Consider the following 20,457-nt stretch of genomic DNA (forward strand, 5'->3'; position numbering starts at 1 on the left):
ATATGTGATGTGATTTTATAAGTTTATTCTACCCAGAGACACCTTGTCTTTTTGTTCAAATAGCTTTACAACCTTTACTTCTTTAGTTTCTTTTGAAGTTCCGTAGTTTCTATATACCGTGTACTTTAAGTAAGGAGGTATGGCAAAGGTGGCCTCTTCTCCTAGGTACTGTACGTTTACAATCCACTCACCGGCTTTTGCGTCATCTATAACAAACTCCTCAAACTGAAATCCCATTTTACGCTCCTTAAGTAATCGCTCTTTATTATCAAATAAGGTGTGATCCCACGTGTAAAATTTCTTCTTAGGGTTTACAAACTGGAAAATAAATGGAGCATCTTGCTCAGACCAGTTTATGACTAACCTGATGTCCATTTCAAGATCATTAGTGAGCCACTCGTTAGGTAGCCTGTTAAATTCAATTTTATCTTTATGTAGTGCGACAAGGTGTCTCAACTCGTTACCTAGAGGTCCTTCTATTTCAGAAAAATCTACCCCTAGTATGCGCTCTCCTAGCATATTAATGTATAGCTCTAGCGCTTTATTATAATCACCGCTTAAGGTGTATGCTAGTGCCAGATCACGATATGATTGTGCCTCTCTAGGTGCTAGTGCTACGATGCGCTCACTTACTTGTGCATTACGTTTATAAGAGCCAGCGGCTTCATATAAGTAACTAAGTATGCGCAGTGCCTTTACATTTTCTCCAGCCACCTCTGCAAGTTGTAGACGTATAAGCTCTGCCTTTGCGGGTGCTATTTTTTGAAAATACTCTGCATTATCTGCATAAAAGGAAACCGAATTCTTAAAGTTTTTTGAAAGCGCTTGATACTTTTTATACTTTGCAGCTACAGTAGATTCTTTATCAAGTGCTGTAATATAAGGTGAAGTTTCTACCACCATATCTGCTAGTGTCTCACTGTAATCATTTCCTTTTACTAGGGCTTGATCTACATTACCCTTACCTTTTACTGCATCAGGATTTGCAGCCTTTGTTTTTACTAGAAAAGCACCTCCACTAGCAATTGTACCGTATCGTACTGTTGCAATTGCAGATTTTAAAATAGTAATACTTTTAATATTTTGAGGGTCGAGATAATACGGTACGCCAGAAAATGGTGCTCCGTCTATTACCCATAGAGGAGGTAGCTCATTATTAATAGACATATTACCACCACGTATTAAAAACTTCTCGCTACCAGGAGGTCCAAGTACTTGTACGCCTGCAAAATTACCGCGTATTGCATCACCCAGAAATGTTGCACTAGGTCTTATATTTTCTGCCGTAATCGTATTTACTGCATAACCTACAGATTCTTTTGTTTTTGCAACACCGTTTCCTGCGTCTACTTTCTTTTCTTTAGACTTAGCATTACCAGTAAGTAACACCTCATCAAGCATATCTGCTTGTGGTATCATTTCCACCTGTATGACTGGATCTTTTGTAACCAACACATCTTTAGGATACATTCCTAAATATCTTATTTGAAGCACATCACCCTCTACGGCAGGTATATTAAAAGTCCCATCTGCTTTAGTAAGATACTCGTTAAGCGTACCTCTTAAAGAAACTGCGGCACCTTGTATAGGTCCATTTGTACTAGACACAATTCCTTTTACCGTTGCTTGTGCTTTACTAAAATCTGCCTTCTTAAAAACACCACCTGCATTTATACGTGCTATAGCCTTATCTGGATTTGTAGAAAAAAGAGGAATATAAGACCCATTATAAAATGAGGCATCTGCCATCATACTCTCGTGATTTGCAGTGGCAACCGTATTTACCGTATATAAACGGCTTGTGCTCGGTAACTCAATGTTTCCAAAACTTTGCTCTCCATCAGACACTACAATAGCAACATCAGTATTACTTCCATCTATAAGCGAGTAATCTGTCGCTCCAGTGTAATTAATATTTTTTATTATTTCGCTTAAAGCGAAAGTACCATCTGCCGCGGCTGTGATTTTTTTATCTAAAACAACCTTATCATTAAAAGCTACAAAACGAACGACTGGCGACGAAAGTGTTGCTAGGTAGGCATTAACAAAATCTATAGCCTTATTACTATTTTGGCTCTTTGCCGAAGCAGAGACGTCCCAAAAAACGACTACATCCTTTGCTTCGTTAAGCGGTTTTACATCTTTAGAAACACCAGGCTTTAAATAAATAGTACTCGTGATATTATATAAATTACGAAGATCATCACCAGAAATACTTACTGACTCATATCCTTTTGCAGAGATAACAAGTTCACTTTCTGGAGAAACGACTTGGTCGTATTTTCTGTATAGAAATCTGCCATTGGTTCCAGAGGTCACACCGGCACCTTGACCAGATACACCCACCTTTGCCACAATAGGCTTTTTTGAGCCTTCCTCAAGGACTACACCTCTAAAGACCGTTTGAGAATAAGAATAAAAACTTAGTAGTGATACTAAGAGCGTAAAAATTAAACGAAAATGATTCATTTTATTGATTAATTGATGAAGTGCAAATATGACAGTAAATAGTCTTTTATGTAACAACCGAACACGTTAAAAATTAGTTAACAATTAGTCCAAAAACACTATTAACCAATGTCATATAGTAATACCTCATATATAAATGAATCAATTAAGTGGTTTACATCTATTAAAATGATTTTAATATCTTTAGTGAGCATAAAACTTAAACCCTATGAAACGTCGTTCTTTTCTTCAAAAATCTGCTGCAGCAAGTGCGGCTTTTACAATTGTCCCGAGCTTCGTCTTAGGTGGTAATCACGTTGCTCCATCAGACACGTTATACATAGGGGCCATAGGTGTGGGCGGTCGTGGTGGCGGTGTTGTAAATGAGCTTACTCAGTATGGTAAGGTAAAATTTGTTGCCCTATGCGATGTAGATGATAATCGCGGTGCAGCCAGTTATAAGATGCACCCTAAAGCAAAGACGTATAGAGATTTTAGAAAACTCTATGATAACCATATTAACGATATAGATGCCATAATGGTGGGTACTCCAGATCATACACACGCCACCATATCCATACCCTTTATGCGTGAAAATAAACACGCCTATGTAGAGAAGCCTCTTACGCATAATATTTATGAAGCTAGGCTTATGGCGCAAGTGGCAAAAGAGCAAGGTATTGTGACTCAAATGGGTAATCAAGGCGCCTCAAGCGATGGTATAAGAACCGCACAAGAGTGGATAAACGCAGGGGTTATAGGTACCGTCTCACGTGTAGATTGCTGGACAAACAGACCCGTGTGGCCACAAGGGTTTAAGCATATTACAGAAGGGCAACCTATCCCAAAAAACCTAGATTGGGACTTATGGCTAGGCCCAGCTAGTTACAGACCTTATAATGAAAACTACCTACCTTTTAAGTGGCGTGGCTTTTGGGATTTTGGTACAGGAGCAATGGGTGATATGGGTTGCCATATTATGGAAACTCCATTTAAAGCGCTAGAACTTGGTTTTCCTTATGAAGCAGAGGCTAGTTGTACCACCATTTGGTCTGGAGATTTTGTAGAGGCAGATCATCCAGAAGCCTGCCCTCCTAGTTCTATTGTAAGACTTAAGTTTAAGTCACCTACGCAAGGTGATGTGGGTCTTAACTGGTATGATGGCGGTATTATGCCTGACCTACCAAGCGAACTAGGCGAAGGTGAAACACCAGGTAAAGACGGCGGCGGAAGCATCTTTTATGGTAGTGATGGTATTATGATAACAGACACCTATAGCGGCAACCCTCGCTTATTGCCCAGCGAGCGTATGAAAGATATGGCGGCAGTACCACAAACTATAAAAAGAGTAACCACCGGTCACGCAGGTGAGTGGGTAGAAGCTTGTATAAATGGAGGCAGCACCTCATCACCATTTTCTTATGGCGGGCCACTTACCGAGGCTGTTTTAATGGGGAATCTTGCTATAAAAGCATACCAAAAGAAAGAATTTAAACCTGGCAAAAAGTCTGGCGATTGGGATCCATATAACTACCCTGGGCGTCGCACCATTAAGTGGGATGGAGATAATATGCGCGTGACTAATTATGAAGAGGCAAATGCCTGGGTAAAACGTGAGTATCGAAAAGGATGGGAGATTTAAAAAATAAAAAAGGCTGTAACCTAATGGTTACAGCCTTTTTTAAATCATATAGTTTTACCTGACTTAAAACTCAGCTTTTCTTTTTTCAAGAAATGCCGTGGTTCCTTCGGTGAAGTCTTCTGTGCCAAAACACCCGCCAAATTCTTCTATCTCTGTATCAAACCCATCTACACCATTTTCATAACCTGCATTTACAGCATTAATCGCTGCGGCAATTGCCATAGGTGAGTTACGCATAATCTTTCCGCCTAGTTTATTTGCTAGAGGTACTAATTCTTCTTGTGCTGTGATGTGATTTATAAGTCCGTACTCAAGTGCCGTATTTGCATCTATCATTCCGGCAGTCATTATCATCTCCATCGCACGCCCTTTACCTACTAGTTGTGGTAAGCGTTGTGTACCTCCATAACCTGGTATCACACCTAGACTTACCTCCGGAAGCCCCATACGAGCATTATCACTAGCGATTCTAAAATGTGCTGCCATTGCTAGCTCTAGACCACCTCCCAGTGCAAAACCGTTTACGGCTGCTATGACTGGGGTACCCATTTCGGCAACGTAGTCAAAAAGTAATTCTTGTCCCTTTCTTGCAAGCTCTGCACCTTGCTCTTCAGAGAAGTTTGCAAATTCAGAAATGTCTGCTCCTGCTACAAATGCCTTCTCTCCAGATCCGGTAATGATCACAACGCGTACTCCTGTATCTTCTTCCGCTTTCGCGAAAGCGGTATGAAGCTCCTCTATAGTCTCCTTGTTAAGGGCGTTAAGTTTTGAAGGTCTGTTTATCGTGATAGTCGTGATGCTATCTGAAGTTTCTGAAAGTATGTTATTGTACATAGCTATAAGTTAGTTTATGAAAGTCTTTTTTATACGCCAAAAAATGTGACGCTTATACTTAATTATTTTGGGAAGATGACTCTAAAAACTGTGCCGTCTCCCTCTTGTGTTGTAAAGGTAATTGTTCCTTTATAGGTCTCCACAATATTTTTTACCATTGCGAGACCCAGTCCCATACCACTCGTTTTGGTTGTAAATTTTGGCTCAAAGATCATAGGTAAATTATCTTCAGAAATACCCGTCCCGTTATCTGTCACAGTTATTTCTACTTGTGTATCTAGGTCGTTTACCTCAACTAAAATTTTTGGGTTTTCTGTTGTTTTTGTGGCTTGCACCGCGTTTTTTACCAAGTTTGTTACCACTCTAATAAGTTGTGTGCGGTCAAAATTTGCGAAAATCTCCTCTTTCGCGGAAGCGAAATCTATATAACGCTCATTAAAAATATCTACAGAGAGCTTTACGATATTAGGCACATTGAGAATCTCGCTTTGCTGTGCTGGCATATCTGCAAAGTTTGAGAAAGCACTCGCTATGCTGCTCATAGTATCTATTTGCTGTATGAGGGTACTGCTATATTCTTTTATCTTCTGGTTAACTTCGGGATCTTCTGGGTCAAACCTACGCTCAAAGCTCTGTACCGTGAGACGCATAGGCGTGAGTGGATTTTTGATCTCGTGAGCTACTTGCTTTGCCATCTCTCTCCAGGCGGCCTCACGCTCGTTTTGCGCGAGTTTTGCAGCACTGCCCTCAAGTTGGTCTATCATCCCATTATAAGCGTTTACAAGTGTTGTAAGCTCAGAAGGGAGCTCTGTGGTATCAATTTTCTCGTTGCGCTTATCTAGTTGGGTTTCTTTTATATTATCCTCTACTGTTTTAAGCGTTTTTGTAATGTATCTCGCCAGAAAATAAGCAAGTAAAATTGCGGTTAATACCATAAGGATATTTACCACCACCAGACGCCACAATATCTCCCTGAGTTCCTTATTAATAAAAGCTTCACTGTCTTCATACTGTATTTCAAGTATGGCGAGTGGCCTATATTTAGGGTCATTTATATAGCTATAAGAGAGTTGTTGAGACACCTCACCATCCAGTTGATTTACATATCGTTTTTCTTCAGATTTTTCTAAGTTTTCTAAAGTCTCAAGACATAATTTCTTTTGCGCAGGACTATCAAATAATTGATCTGTAGACGAGATAAGAGGCTCCCCATCTAGATCATACATTGTGAGATTCTCACCCTGTATACTTGCGATTTCATATATTTTCTCCTTAAAGATATACGGTATTCTATCTGTCTTGAGCTCCCAACTGGTATTATCTAATACAAAGTCTATGGTTTTCTTTATGGAAGACTCTTTACGTTCTAATCGTTCCTCATTATAGTCTCTTATTTGCTCTTTGTATTGAAAGTAAGTGACAGCAGCAATCATCAAGAAGGCAATCAATACCAATGCAAGCATTGAGGTAAAGATTTTTGTGCCGAGGGATGTACGATTAAAAGTGAGCATTAGGCATCTGGATTTTTATCTTGTATTTTCTTATACAGTTTTATGCCTAGCATCAATAATACTGCCAGACCTACAAGACCTAACATTCCAAAAATCCAATTGGTTGTGCTTTTTGTGACTGCTAGAAAAACAACCGCAAAAAGTATAAGCGTTGCTCCTTCATTCCAAAGGCGCATTTGTCTAGAAGTATATTTAAAAGTACCTGCTTGAAATGTCTTGTGTATACGCCAGGTTTTCCAATGATATAAAAACAACAACACAATAAAAGCAAGTTTAATATGCATCCACGGGGCACTAAAAAGCCCTGGATTTATATAAAACATCAAACTCCCAAAAATCACCGTGAGCACCATAGAAGGCCCTGTAATTATCTTCCAAAGGCGATGTGCCATTAAGCCCAATTGCTTACCAAGTATCTCTTTATCTGGTGATGGTTTTTCACTAGCTTCTACTTGATATACAAAAAGACGTGGCATATAAAATAAGCCAGCAAACCAAGTGACCACAAAAATGATGTGTAGGGATTTGAAATAAAGGTAGTATTCTGCCATAATGGTAAAGATACGAAGCAAGACAAAACAATAAAGGCGCAGAATTTCTTCTGCGCCTTTTAAAAAGTTTACTTCTCTATGTTAGAAAAAGATACTTAGTCCTCCAGTTATACCTAAATTAGATGTGGTAAACTTAGCGTCAAAGTCATCATCTGGATCTTTATTTGTTCTATTAGTATAAGCCGTTTCTACATTAATAGCGATTGTTTTATTTAAGAAAAACGCTACTCCAGCACCCGCAGACCACATAAAGGTGCGATCTTTCTGTTCAAAACTCTGAAATACAATATCTGAATCACCACTAATAATAACTGCACTAGTGCCGTCCAATTTTGAATATCCAATACCGGTACTTGCCGACACGTAAGGTCTTATTTTAGAGTTACCCACGTCAAAGTAATAACTTGCAAAAGGCCCTGCATTAAAACTTGATGATGTGTTTTCATTATTACCATCCTCATCTTCATTTTTAAATCTCGATATACCTGTTTGCACACCAAGCGCTAAGTTGTCAATGATGAAATAACCTACTTTCCCCTCCAGCACAAATGTATTAGTCTTGTCTTCACTTACAGTATCCCCATCAAATTCATAAGAAGTTTTTGAGAAATTAAGACCTCCGTTTGTAGACCCACCTAATAATAGTCTGCCCTTTCTTGTAAAATTTTCTCCACTATCGGCCTCTTGAGCAGTAAGGCTCATTGCAAAGAGGAATAAACAGAGTCCCGTAATTGTTTTAAGTTTTGTCATTTTTTTTGATTTATTAATGAATGAATATTTTGATATAGATGACAATTTACAGAATAGGTTGGTTAAGAAAATCATAAAAAAAAGGCGCAGAATTTCTTCTGCGCCTTTCTAATAAGAATATTACTTATTTACTCCTTTGCATCTTCCACAAAAAGGTAATCTAACTTCAAGCTATTAAACTCTTCATTAAATTTTGACACCTCTGCATCTAGCATTGTGTCAAACGCATTGAGTTGTGTATTGATTGCTGCCGTAAGTTCATTTTTTACAGCTACGTCTTGGTCTGTAGGTCCAAAATCTCCCATACCTACAAGACTATTTAAATGCCCTAATTTATTAGTTAACTTAATAGGGAAGTTAAGCGGATCTTGACCAGAACGGTTCTTAGTCTGATAGAGTTCTTTCTCAATCTTACCAAACTCTTCCTGCATTGTTTTTGCTTTCTCACGCAGTGCTTCTGTACGTGGGTCGTCTTTATATTGCGCAGTAAATGACTTAAGTTGCTTATTGATTTTTCTAATCTTTTTGATACTCTGGTGCGCTCTGTCTACAGATTTATTTACATCAGAAATAAAATCGTGTTGCTTCTGCATATCTGCCACTGTCGCCTCTGCATTAGGATTTGCAACAATCTCAAAGGTCTCTGTTTGCACATCACCATTTACATTAAGTGACACTTTATAATTACCAGGTACTGCTTGTGGCCCGTCAAGACTTGCCCACCATAATATCATACCATCTAGACGCTCTGCGCCGTCTATTCTAGTATTCCAAGCAAACATATTTCCGCCTTTTTTGGCTTTCAGCTTTTTCTTTTTACTACCTGTACTATATGATTGTAAGGTGTCACCCGCCATACTCATATAGGTAAGAGTAACGGTATCCTTTTTCTTGTCAAAATCCTTGAGATTAAAATAAGTCATCACACCACCTGGATGATTAGTTCCAGCTGTAAGGCTCGATCTACCACCACGGCCGCCCATTCGGTACGTTTTCTTAGGTTTAAACAATTTATTTGTTCCCGCTTTCGCGAAAGCGGACTGATGCAACATTCCCAAATCATCTATAATCCAAAGGCTACGTCCCTGTGTTGCTACAATGAGATTATCATCCTTAATCGTAAGATCTGTAATAGGAACGATAGGCAAGTTGAGTTGGAATGATTTCCAGTTTTTACCATCGTCAAAACTGATGTACATACCCGTCTCTGTACCGGCGTATAATAACCCTTTTTGTTTTGGGTCCTCACGTACTACGCGTGTAAAGTGCTCTGCAGGTATACCACTTGTAATCTTTTTCCACGACTTACCGTAGTCTGTAGTTTTGTACAAATAAGGAGCAAAGTCACCTAATTTATAACGTGTTCCAGCCACGTAGGCCGTTCCTTCTTCAAAGGCAGATGGCTCCACACTGTTTATCATCATATTTTCTGGCATTCCTTTAGGTGTTACGTTTTCCCAAGATTGTCCTCCATTACGAGTAACGTGTACGAGACCATCATCACTACCTACCCAGAGAAGTCCTTCCTTAAGAGGAGACTCTGCTGCTGCAAAAATGGTACAGTAGTACTCTACAGAAGTATTATCTTGTGTGATAGGTCCTCCAGAAGATTTCATTTTTTCTGGATCGTTAGTCGTAAGATCACCACTTATTACTTCCCAGCTTTGACCCTCGTTTTCACTCACGTGCACGCTTTGTGAGAAGGTATACAACCTGTTAGGATTATGCTTTGAAAAGATGATGGGGAAATTCCACTGGAAGCGGTATTTCATATCCTCCACACCGTGACCCATTGGGTTATCTGGCCATACAGATACGCTACGTACCGTGTTTTTCTCGTGGTTTACACGTGTGAGGAATCCGTCGTAACTTCCTCCATACACAATCTCATTATTTTCTGGATCTACAGCTATATGTGCAGACTCACCACCAGCGGTACTCTCCCAGTCATTTTCTGTAATGCTACCACCTTCTGTGCGGTGCGGAATGCGTATTGTGCTATTATCTTGCTGGGCTACATAAATTCTGTATGGAAAGGCATTATCTGTAGTCACACGATAAAACTGAGCCGTAGGCTGGTTCATATATGTACTCCAAGAGCGACCACCATCATAAGACACTTGTGCGCCTCCATCATCACCTATAATCATACGGTTAGGATTTTCTGGAGCTATCCATAAATCGTGGTGATCTCCGTGCGGTGCGTTATGTGTGCTGAAGGTTTTACCTCCATCTGTCGATTTGTGGTAACGCACGTTCAGTACATACACTGTATTCTCATCCTTAGTATCTGCATATAGACGTGTGTAATACCAAGCTCGCTGACGTAGCTTGCGCTCGTCGTTTATTTTTTTCCAAGTCGTACCTGCGTCTGTAGAGGTGTATAAACCTCCTTGCTCTTGGTTTTCTACCATTGCATACAGACGGTTACTGTTTGCTGGAGAAACAGTGATACCCATAATCCCTAATATACCTTCGGCAAAACCTTCGTTTGTAGAAATCTCCTTCCACGTTTCACCGCTGTCTGTACTTTTCCACACAGCAGATCCTTCTCCACCAGAACTTAAACTGTAAGGTGTCCTACGAGCATTCCACGTAGTAGCGTACAGTACTCTTGGGTTGTTTGGATCTATAATTAAGTCAACGACACCACTATCTGCGTTAGAAAAGAGTGTTTTTCTCCACGTCTTACCACCATCTGTACTTTTATAAACGCCACGCTCTTGTGTAGGTTTATAGATGTTACCTAAAACCCCTGCATATACAATATCAGAATTAGTAGGATGTACACGTATTCTTGGCACGTGACGGCTATTTTTAAGACCCGACTGTATCCAAGTTTTTCCTGCATCTTCAGACTTCCAAATACCATATCCAGAAGATACGTTACCTCTTAATGTTTTCTCACCACCACCTACGTAGATAACGTTTGGGTCGCTTTTTGAAACCTCAACGGCTCCTATACTTCCTCCAAAATAGCCATCTGAGATATTTTCCCATTCTTTACCACCATCTGTAGTGCGCCACACGCCACCACCTGTACTCCCCATATAAAATAGGTCTGGTTGTCCCGGCACTCCAGTAACGGCAGCACTTCGACCACCACGGAAAGGGCCAATGAGTCTATATTCTAAAGCTTCGTAAGTAGAAGGGTCTGGTGTTTGTGCAAACGTATCAAAAGATAATACTGAGCACACCGCCAGTAATAGGTAGCATAATTTTGTCTTCATTTGGATTGTGTTTGTTATAGCTAAGAAAATTACACAATTCTCTATGAAGTAAGAAGCAAGGATGAATTTTTAACGCTTTCGCGAAAGCGTACAGAAAAAACGGTAGCTTATTTTTTTATGACTTTTATAGTTTGAGTAGAGTTATCCAAGTAAAGTTTTAGAAAATACATTCCAGCTCGATAATTGGATAAATCAAATGTTGAAACATTGAATGTTTCAGATTGAAGGAGAGCTCCTGTAATTGTAAAAACTTCAACTTTATTGATTAGCCCTTTATAGTCAATAAATATTTGAGACGACGTTGGATTAGGGTAAATATCTAAATCTAAAACCTCTGATTTAGGAATATTTAAAGTGAGACTATTTCTAAAGGTGTAAAGATATCCAGGAACAAGCTCCAAATAAAGTGTTTCATTATCATTAGTTACTCTAATTTCTCCATTAGGTTGTAAAAGAAATTCAAAAATATTATCTGTGTTTTCTCCTATACATTCTTGGTTAAATTCCGTAGCCTTCAGGTGCGGGAGATCATCTAAATCTATACTCACGTATTCAAAAACTCCTTCGTATTCCCAACAGTTATTTTCTCCATAAAAAGAAAGATTCTCATTTATTAATAACTTAGGAACGTTCTCTCCTTCATAAAAAGTCGTTTCTCCAAGATCTTCAGTAGATGAATACAAATACCACTGTTGAAATAGATCTTCAGATGGTTGATGTATGGGGTTGAAAACATAATCGGCTATGCTTCCCTCATCGTCTATTAATCTTAATCGCTTATTTATAAACGAGGTTAAATCCACATACTCATAACTGAAAGTCTTTGAACCGCCATTTTGATCGGTTAGAAATTCATTAAAAAGTAACTGCTCAAACTCACAATCTTGATTAGTACAGCTTTCATCAGAAAACACTAGATTAGAAAAGGTAACCTTGCTATTTGGAATATCAAAAATAGCATCTCCAATAAAAATATTAGAAACGCCTGTTCCTGAGACATTATTAGAAAGGTCAATACTAGAAAAATCTAATATAGTTCCTGCATCATACGGAGGAAAGTAAAGAACCCCATCAATTCTAAGACTCCTCAAATACCATTGTTCTTCAATGATTTCATCTATTTGAGCATTACACCAAAGTGGTAATAATACTAACAAAATTATTATGTAGTTTTTCAAGCTTAAATAGTTAATAAGGAACTAATTAGGTAATAGTAAAGCACAAAACATTTTAATTAAAAATATAATATTCTCGTAAAGTTAAAAAAAATTATCTTTCTGCCAATACCACCAAATTCTCTTTTACATCACGCCTTAAAAAATAACCTGTAACTACTGTAGAAAGTACATCTGCAATAGGAAATGCAATCCATACTCCCCAAACACCAAAAAAGTTAGGTAATATGAGTATCAGTGGGATTAAGAAGAAGCCTTGCTTAGTAAGGCTGAGCAGTAAAGCTGGTATCGCTTTACCTATGGCTTGAAAATACACAGCTCCTATTAACTGTATTACAATCACTGGCGTCGCAGCAAAGACAGTGCGTAGTGCATTAGGCGTACGTTCCATCAATACTTTATTATCTGCAACCGCCTGGGCTTGTGCATTACTATCGCTTATAAACCAAGACACAAAAAAATCTGGTACCGTCATTATGATTATAAAAATAGCTAGTGCAAGACCGCCTGCATAGAGAATGGAAGTCTTGATGGTTTCTCGCACACGCGCATATTGGTTTGCTCCATAATTATAACTAGCGATAGGCATAAATCCTTGAGTAACGCCTATTACTGGAAACAAGGCAAACATTAACATCCTGCTTATAATACCATAACTGGCAACATCTAGGGCGTCTCCATAATTGATAAGTACATTGTTAAGTAATATAGTAAGCACAGAAATTACTCCTTGTCGCGCAAGTGTTACAGAGCTCAAACCAGAAATTTCTGAGACGATTTTTCTTGTAAGCACAAGGCATTTAGGTACAATTCTAAGTTCGCTCTTAAAAATGAAAAACCATACGATAAAAGCAAAACACACCGCATAACTCGCAAATGTTGCCCAGGCAGCACCTTCCATCCCATAACCTAGTACATTGATAAGAAGGTAATCCATCCCTATATTACCTATGGCTGGGAGAATCATCGCATACATCGCAAATTTAGGTTTACCCTCTGCTCGTATCACGTTGTTACCCATCATACACATTGCAAGCATTACAATACCGTAAAGTACAATGCGGTAATAGGTGAGCGCCATATCTTTAAAAGAGTCATCTGCTCCAAAAAACTCTATGAGCGTATTTTGAAAAACGAGTCCTAGAATTGCTAGTAATCCCGATACTAAAAATGTGAGTGTTATTTGATTACCAAAAACTCGAAGCGCCTTATCATCATCACCAGAACCTAAGGCTCTAGACAGTACAGAACTACCACCTATACCTACGGCAAGGCCTATAGCTGCTATAAAAAAGGTTACGGGTATAACTACTGTTATGGCACTAATGGCAAGAGGACCTATCCATCTTCCTACAAAGATGGTATCTACTATCATATTGAGCGACATTACAAGTATCCCTATAGATGCGGGTACAGCTTGCTGTACGAGCAACGTTGATATGGGTTGTGTGCCTAGTGCTGTAGATTTTTTAGTGCTCAAAGTAATTAATTGCGCTGTTTATTGTATTAAAATTAAAACTTATTGAAAATTTAACTTAATCAACCCTATAGATTCTATATATTTAAATGGAAAATACTGGTTTACAGTAAATTAATGTTCCCCAAACATCCCAAGATATGAGTAATTTAATTCAAGTTAAAAAACTTTCTTTTGCAACTATTGAGTTTTATAAAACTTTTATAATATGCAAAATGAAAGAAGGAATCGTATTAGATATTTCAAAAACCATAGAACTTCACGAGCAATCTCGCGCATTTTATAACGGGCTCAAATACGGTTTCATCTTTGACAGAACAGTAGACTTTACAATAGACCCCATAGTCTATATGAAATGTCCGTACTACCCAGACATAAGTGCTTTACACATTGTAGCAGATAAAATTACTACGAAGAAAGTAATTCACTTTGAGCAGAATTTTACAAAATATCCTATTAAGCTCTTCATCACTATCGACGAAGCAATAAGCGCTATGAACGAGGTTCCCTTTGGAGAAAAGTCAACCTTCTCTAAAAAAGAAGGGACTATAAACCCAAGGCAAAATAAACTGCGCTCTAAAGCTTAAACAACTTAACTACGCTATAGCCTTACCAGCCTCTACAAGCGCCCATTCATTTATCCACCCTGCAACAACACCTGCCCAGTCATCACGATCATTGATACAAGGAATGGTATGGAAGTCTTTTCCTCCAGCTTCGTGAAAGATTTCTTCACCCTCCATCGCAATTTCTTCTAGCGTCTCAAGACAGTCTGATACAAATGCTGGTGTTGCAATTGCCATTTTCTTAAATCCTTCTTTACCCATACGTTCTATTGTACGGTCTGTATACGGCTGTAACCACGGGTCAAAACCTAAACGTGATTGAAAGGAGGTAGAATAAGTAAGTGGCTCCATCCCTAAATATTCACCTACTAGCCTTGTAGTCTCATAACACTGGTGACGATAGCAAAACTCGTGTGCCTTAGATTGTGACATACAGCAAGAACCATCTATTTTACAGTGCATACTCGTCACATCACTCTTACGTATGTGCCTCTCTGGTACACCGTGATAAGAAAATAACAGATGTTCATAATCTACACCTTTAAGGCTATCTGCAATAGAGTCTCCTAGCACCTTGATATACTCTGGCTTGTTGTAAAATGGCTTTACATCTGTAATCTTCATCTTAGGGAAAAACTCAGCACGTATCTCTTCGGCTAGTACTAAGATGGTTTCTGTAGTTGCCATTGCATACTGAGGATATAATGGTAATAGCATTACCTCATCAATTCCTTGATCGTGTAATTTTTGAAGTCCTTCTTTTATAGAAGGTGTACCATATCGCATTGCGATTTCTACAGGGAGTTTTGTGTGGCTTTGCACTTTTTTCTGCAAGCGTTCTGTAAGAACAATTAACGGTGATCCTTCATCCCACCATATCTTACTATAAGCCTCTGCACTCTTTTTAGGGCGTGTATTTAAGATGATACCTTTTACTAGCAATGCTCTTGCTGCATAAGGAACATCTATTACGCGCTCATCCATTAAGAACTCACCTAGGTATTTTTTTACGTCTTTTGGATCTGTACTATCTGGTGATCCCAGATTGACCATTAAAACTCCTTTGTTCATTTGTTGGCAATTTTTCTTTAACAAAAATAAGGCTTAACCTTCTTTTAAATGTTATGATTGTTATAAGACTTTGTGATAATGGTATTAGTTTTTACGCTTTCGCGAAAGCGTACCTACCCCAAGCTCATTAAATACTTTTTTGGAGTGGTACCAAATTTCTTTTTAAAAGCAGCTATAAAGTGACTCGCCGTACTATAACCTACTTTAAGACCTACCTCATTTACATTATGTGATCCCGTCTCTAGCAACTGCCGTGCGACTTCCATTTTATAGTCAAATAAGAAGCTAAACACAGAGTCACCATAAATCTGTTTAAAGCCTTCTTTTAATTTACTGAGTGAGAGACCTATCTCATCTGATAATTCACTTAGTGTGGGTGGTGCATCCATTCTTGCAATAATTATTTGCTTAGCACGCTTTATTTTTTGCACATTATCCTCATCTACTAGAAAAGGGCACTGTTCTATATCTACATCTGCAGGTCTATTAAAGTAGAGGCTTAATAGCTCGTAACTTTTTCCCTTAAAATACAATTGCATTATAGAAGGGTGCAAGCTGTAATTCATTAACTGGTTAAGTACAATCGCCATACTAGGCGATATGCTGCCGTCCTTGTAGTACTTTCTATCTTTATTTTCATCACTTAAGAAGTGCATAAAATTTGCCTCGCTTGAAAAGAGGCTATGAAATTTCTTGATAGAGATAATGACACTCACTAGCCAGGTCTCTGGGGCGAGTTCTAGATTCATAGGTAAATCACGCTGCGGATTATATAGCAACAACGAATTCTCATCTGTAATAGAAAGTTGATAGGCTCCATTATTAAAATTAAACACCGCAGAACCCTTGATACAAAAATGAAACTGTATAAAGCTACTATCTACCTCTCGTTCCACTTGGCTCACATTAGCATCATTGTTATCAAAACGTAAGACATAAAAACCGTCTTCTATTTTAATCTCTTGAAGCAAACCTTGAGCGTTACTTTTTTTATTTAATTCCATTTTATTAATCTCTTTTTTATTTAGAATCACTCTAAATTAAGACGGACGTAATCCTTTGTCACTAGTAGTCATAGCGATAGCTTACACAAATTTACGATTTATTACAGTCTTGATAAACCGCTCTCGACACAAATGATTCTTCTAGCGTTATTTTTTAAGGATAGTGACCTTTATTTTTGCACTCCCTCATATTTGGGATACAAATAGAATTATACTTTTGAATAGAGAGCAACAGTTTTATGCCATAGGTCTGAGTTACAAAAAAGCAGACGCGACCACGCGTGGGCATTTTGCAATATCAGAAACAGCACAAGCCGCCATACTTAATGGCGCTCGCGATGAAGGCGTTACGGCTCTTACCGTAATATCTACTTGTAACCGTACAGAGTTATACGGCTTTGCACCAGACGCGATTACACTAGTTAAAATTTTATGTGAGCATACGCACGGAACTATAGAAGAGTTTCTAGACGTAGCATACTTACACAAGGGAGATGACGCAATTGCCCACCTCTTTAAAGTAGGTACCGGTCTTGATAGCCAGATACTAGGCGATTTTGAAATTATAGGTCAGCTTAAGATAGGTTTTAAGCGTTCTAAAAAACTGCAACTTATTAATCCTTTTATGGAGCGATTAGTAAACGCTGTTATACAAGCCAGTAAGCGCATTAAAAATGAGACCGAGATTTCTAGTGGTGCAACTTCGGTGAGTTTTGCAGCGGTACAGTATATAATGGCACGCGTGCCTTATATGTCAGAAAAGAATATTCTTCTTTTTGGTACTGGTAAAATAGGACGCAACACTTGTGAAAATTTAGTGAAGCACACTAAAAATGAGCACATCACACTCATTAATAGAACTAAAGAAAAGGCAGATAAAATTGCTGGTAAATTTAACTTACTAGTAAAAGAGTATGCCCAGATAGAAAGTGAGATTGCACAAACAGATGTACTCGTTGTAGCCACAGGAGCTCAAAAACCTACGGTAAGCAAAGAGATTATTCATTCTAATAAACCGCTTCTTATACTAGATTTATCGATACCTAAAAATGTATCTAATGATGTAGAAGAGCTAGAGAATGTCACACTTATACATCTAGATCAATTATCAAAAATGACAGACGCAACACTTAAGCGTCGTCAAGGATATATCCCACAAGCAGAAGCCATCATAAAGGAAATTACAGAAGAGTTTAACGCCTGGTTACAAACCAGAAAATTTGCTCCTACCGTAAAGGCTCTCAAGGCTAGACTTAAAGAAGTACAAGCCGCAGAGCTAGAAAATGTACGCAAGAAAACTCCAAATTTTAGCGAGGCGACGGCAACAGCTATGAGTGATAAAATCATTCAGAAAATCACAAACCAGGTAGCACATCACCTGCGTCACGCAAATGGAGAAACCGAAGAGAGCATTGCCTTAATTTCCACTATTTTCCAACTAGATCAACATAATGTCTAAAACGATACGAATAGGCACTCGAGACAGTGAGCTCGCTCTCTGGCAAGCAAAAACAGTTCAAAAACAACTAGAAGATCACGGCTATACCACAGAGCTCGTACCTGTAAAATCTACAGGGGACCTCATACTTGACAAGCCGTTATATGAACTAGGTATCACCGGCATTTTTACAAAAACACTAGATGTTGCAATGCTCAATGGTACGGTAGATATTGCCGTACATAGTATGAAAGACGTCCCTACGGCATTACCTATAGGGATTGTGCAAGCTGCAGTATTACCTAGAGCAGAGACCGAAGATATTTTAGTACACAAAGGCGCGCCAGATTATAAGCAAGCCTGCACCATCGCGACAGGTAGTTTAAGAAGGCAAGCCCAGTGGCTCAATCGCTACCCTAACCACAAAACCACAGATATACGTGGTAATGTAAATACACGCTTACAAAAGCTAGGAGAAAGTGACTGGACGGGCGCCATTTTTGCAAAGGCAGGCCTTAAACGCATCAATGTACTTCCAGAAAATTATGAAGTACTTGACTGGATGATTCCTGCGCCGGCACAAGGAGCTATGCTCGTGGTAGCAATGGAAGAAGATGCATTTTCTAAAGAAGCTTGTGCAAAGCTTAACGATCGCACAACAGCATTGTGCACACATATAGAACGTGAGTTCTTACGCACGCTAGAAGGCGGTTGTACCGCACCCATAGGTGCACTAGCACAAGAAATAGATGGAGCCATACGTTTTAAGGGAGTCCTTTTTTCACTAGACGGCGCGACAAAGATTGAAGTGGAGCAAGTAGTCTCAACAGAAAATGCACTAGGTTTTGGTACAGACTGTGCGCTAGAGGTTCTTGATAATGGTGGTAGAGCATTAATGAAGGAAATCAAGAGTAGCTTGAAAAAATGACCGTGCTATCCACAAAAAAACTAAAGCCTAACCAGCGAGAGCTACTTCTCAATGCAGGCTTACAATTTGTGGAATATGATGGGATACGTACACAAGAGGTTGCTTTTACGCTTTCGCGAAAGCTAAAAAATATCATTATCACCTCTCAAAATGGAGTACGCGCTTTATGTAACAACCTTTCTAATGAAGAATTAGAAAGTATAGAAAGTTGTTTTGCTGTTGGCATAAAAACAACAGCACTTCTAGCCGAAAATGGCATAAAAGTGACAAAAACAGCTCATAATGGAGAAGAATTGGCTCATTTTATAGCCAAAAACCATAAAAACGAATCATTCACTTACTTCTGCGGGAGACAGCGCAGAGATGAGCTACCTACATTACTCAAAGAAAATAATGTAGCGTGTGAAGAGGTGGTGGTTTATGAAACTCATCAAATAACACAGTCTTTTGACCGTACATTTGATGGAATTTTATTTTTTAGTCCGAGTGGTGTGAACGCTTTCGCGAAAGCAAACAAAAACACACGAGCAATAGACAGCATAGCCTTTTGCATAGGCGAGACCACTGCCACAACAGCTAGATTACACTTTAAAAAAGTAATCGTGTCTAATGCAACAACTATAGAAAGCACCATTGCTAAGGCGGTGAAAACATTGAAAGAAGAATCTAGAACATAAGCGTCTAGAAAAACATAAAATTGTCCCCTCGAGCGCAGTCGAGAGGTTCATTATAAGAGTACAATTAAGTTCTCGACTGCGCTCGAACAGACCTAGAGATATGAGCATAAAAAACGACCTATTTTTAAGAGCACTTAAAGGAGAAACTGTAGACCGTCCACCAGTATGGATGATGCGTCAGGCTGGAAGATACCTTCCAGAATTTATGGAAATTAAAGCAAAGTATGACTTCTTTACACGCTGCCAGACGCCTGAGCTTGCGAGTGAGATTACCGTACAACCTATACGTCGTTATGGGATGGATGCTGCTATTTTATTTTCTGACATCTTAGTGATCCCACAGGCAATGAATATTGATGTAGAAATGAAGCCTAATGTAGGGCCGTGGTTGCCTAACCCTATACGATCTGCAAAAGATGTGGAGCAAGTAATTGTTCCAGATATCGATGAGACGCTAGGCTATGTGATGGATGCCATTAAGATGACTAAAGAAAAACTGAATGACGAGATTCCGCTTATAGGTTTTGCAGGATCACCGTGGACGATACTTTGTTACTGTGTACAAGGTCAAGGGTCAAAAAACTTTGACAAGGCAAAGGAGTTTTGTTTTACACAACCACTAGCCGCGCACGCTTTACTTCAAAAAATCACAGATACTACCATTGCTTATCTTAAGAAAAAGGTAGAGGCTGGTGTAAATGCAGTACAAGTTTTTGATAGCTGGGGAGGAATGCTCTCACCAGTAGATTATCAAGAATTCTCGTGGCAATACATACAGCAAATTATAGACGCACTTAAAGATGAGGCTCCCGTAATTGCCTTTGGAAAAGGATGCTGGTTTGCACTTGATAAAATGGCAAAGTCTGGAGCATCTGCACTAGGTGTAGACTGGACTTGCTCTGCACGCAACGCTCGCTACCTTACTGGTGGTAATATCACGCTGCAAGGTAACTTTGACCCTACTCGATTATTCTCACCTCCTAGCGAGATCAAGAGAATGGTGCACGAGATGATTAATGAATTTGGCAAAGACAAGTACATTGTAAATCTTGGTCACGGTATTTTACCTAACATTCCTATAGAAAATGCAGGTGCATTTATAGAAGCAGTAAAAGAGTACAAAGCATAATGAACGTCTGGGCTGTTGTCAAATCT

At 38.9% G+C, this 20,457-nt stretch carries 16 protein-coding genes; 6 read left to right on the top strand and 10 right to left on the bottom strand.

Features of this window, described 5'->3' with window-relative positions:
* Nucleotides 1-15 precede the first annotated feature (15 nt).
* Entirely contained in the window at nucleotides 16-2,469 is a 2,454-nt protein-coding gene (locus Q0948_RS05125; RefSeq protein ID WP_298349470.1) for a TonB-dependent receptor plug domain-containing protein, read from the bottom strand.
* A gap of 208 nt (nucleotides 2,470-2,677) precedes the next feature.
* On the opposite strand from Q0948_RS05125, the gene Q0948_RS05130 reads away from it, so the two are divergent.
* A complete protein-coding gene (locus Q0948_RS05130; protein WP_298349473.1) occupies nucleotides 2,678-4,090 on the top strand; it encodes a Gfo/Idh/MocA family oxidoreductase in 1,413 nt (470 codons plus the stop codon).
* Nucleotides 4,091-4,153: 63 nt separating this feature from the next.
* Here the strand turns inward: Q0948_RS05130 and Q0948_RS05135 are convergent, their stop codons facing one another.
* The 7 genes from Q0948_RS05135 to Q0948_RS05165 all read right to left on the bottom strand — a co-directional run bounded on the left by Q0948_RS05135 (nucleotide 4,154) and on the right by Q0948_RS05165 (nucleotide 13,621).
* Nucleotides 4,154-4,924: an enoyl-CoA hydratase-related protein gene (locus Q0948_RS05135; protein WP_298349476.1), complete on the bottom strand. Its 771-nt coding sequence runs from the start codon at nucleotides 4,922-4,924 to the stop codon at nucleotides 4,154-4,156.
* A gap of 62 nt (nucleotides 4,925-4,986) precedes the next feature.
* The gene (locus Q0948_RS05140; protein WP_298349479.1) at nucleotides 4,987-6,435 is read right to left on the bottom strand and encodes an ATP-binding protein; all 1,449 of its coding nucleotides are present in this window, start codon (nucleotides 6,433-6,435) and stop codon (nucleotides 4,987-4,989) included.
* Complete coding sequence (locus Q0948_RS05145) at nucleotides 6,435-6,986, bottom strand: CopD family protein (RefSeq protein WP_298349483.1); 552 nt, start codon at nucleotides 6,984-6,986, stop codon at nucleotides 6,435-6,437. The genes Q0948_RS05140 and Q0948_RS05145 overlap by 1 nt, the downstream gene beginning before the upstream one ends.
* An 81-nt stretch (nucleotides 6,987-7,067) precedes the next feature.
* Nucleotides 7,068-7,736, bottom strand: coding sequence for an outer membrane beta-barrel protein (locus Q0948_RS05150; RefSeq protein WP_298349486.1), 669 nt, complete (start codon nucleotides 7,734-7,736; stop codon nucleotides 7,068-7,070).
* Nucleotides 7,737-7,864: 128 nt separating this feature from the next.
* A complete protein-coding gene (locus Q0948_RS05155; protein WP_298349488.1) occupies nucleotides 7,865-10,966 on the bottom strand; it encodes a glycosyl hydrolase in 3,102 nt (1,033 codons plus the stop codon).
* Between the two features lie 107 nt (nucleotides 10,967-11,073).
* Nucleotides 11,074-12,123 carry a T9SS type A sorting domain-containing protein gene (locus tag Q0948_RS05160; protein ID WP_298349491.1) on the bottom strand — a complete coding sequence of 350 codons (1,050 nt, stop codon included), beginning with the start codon at nucleotides 12,121-12,123 and terminating at the stop codon, nucleotides 11,074-11,076.
* Nucleotides 12,124-12,235: 112 nt separating this feature from the next.
* Complete coding sequence (locus tag Q0948_RS05165) at nucleotides 12,236-13,621, bottom strand: MATE family efflux transporter (RefSeq protein ID WP_298349493.1); 1,386 nt, start codon at nucleotides 13,619-13,621, stop codon at nucleotides 12,236-12,238.
* A 212-nt stretch (nucleotides 13,622-13,833) separates the two neighbouring features.
* On the opposite strand from Q0948_RS05165, the gene Q0948_RS05170 reads away from it, so the two are divergent.
* Nucleotides 13,834-14,205 (top strand): hypothetical protein, encoded by a 372-nt coding sequence (locus Q0948_RS05170; protein ID WP_298349496.1) that lies wholly within the window; start codon nucleotides 13,834-13,836, stop codon nucleotides 14,203-14,205.
* A 9-nt stretch (nucleotides 14,206-14,214) separates the two neighbouring features.
* Here the strand turns inward: Q0948_RS05170 and hemH are convergent, their stop codons facing one another.
* Both hemH and Q0948_RS05180 read right to left on the bottom strand, forming a co-directional pair.
* The gene (gene hemH, locus Q0948_RS05175; protein ID WP_038597988.1) at nucleotides 14,215-15,255 is read right to left on the bottom strand and encodes a ferrochelatase; all 1,041 of its coding nucleotides are present in this window, start codon (nucleotides 15,253-15,255) and stop codon (nucleotides 14,215-14,217) included.
* Nucleotides 15,256-15,368: 113 nt separating this feature from the next.
* Nucleotides 15,369-16,259 carry an AraC family transcriptional regulator gene (locus Q0948_RS05180; RefSeq protein WP_298349503.1) on the bottom strand — a complete coding sequence of 297 codons (891 nt, stop codon included), beginning with the start codon at nucleotides 16,257-16,259 and terminating at the stop codon, nucleotides 15,369-15,371.
* 217 nt (nucleotides 16,260-16,476) lie between these two features.
* On the opposite strand from Q0948_RS05180, the gene hemA reads away from it, so the two are divergent.
* The 4 genes from hemA to hemE all read left to right on the top strand — a co-directional run bounded on the left by hemA (nucleotide 16,477) and on the right by hemE (nucleotide 20,431).
* A complete protein-coding gene (gene hemA, locus Q0948_RS05185; protein WP_298349506.1) occupies nucleotides 16,477-17,718 on the top strand; it encodes a glutamyl-tRNA reductase in 1,242 nt (413 codons plus the stop codon).
* Complete coding sequence (hemC, locus tag Q0948_RS05190; RefSeq protein ID WP_298349509.1) at nucleotides 17,711-18,625, top strand: hydroxymethylbilane synthase; 915 nt, start codon at nucleotides 17,711-17,713, stop codon at nucleotides 18,623-18,625. Before hemA ends, hemC begins: the two co-directional genes overlap by 8 nt.
* Nucleotides 18,622-19,302, top strand: a complete 681-nt coding sequence (locus tag Q0948_RS05195) for a uroporphyrinogen-III synthase (protein ID WP_298349512.1) — start codon at nucleotides 18,622-18,624, stop codon at nucleotides 19,300-19,302. Before hemC ends, Q0948_RS05195 begins: the two co-directional genes overlap by 4 nt.
* A 100-nt stretch (nucleotides 19,303-19,402) precedes the next feature.
* Nucleotides 19,403-20,431 carry a uroporphyrinogen decarboxylase gene (gene hemE, locus Q0948_RS05200; protein ID WP_035334967.1) on the top strand — a complete coding sequence of 343 codons (1,029 nt, stop codon included), beginning with the start codon at nucleotides 19,403-19,405 and terminating at the stop codon, nucleotides 20,429-20,431.
* Nucleotides 20,432-20,457: the final 26 nt, after the last annotated feature.

The organism is uncultured Dokdonia sp., assembly GCF_947496725.1.
Classification (GTDB): Bacteria; Bacteroidota; Bacteroidia; order Flavobacteriales; family Flavobacteriaceae; genus Dokdonia.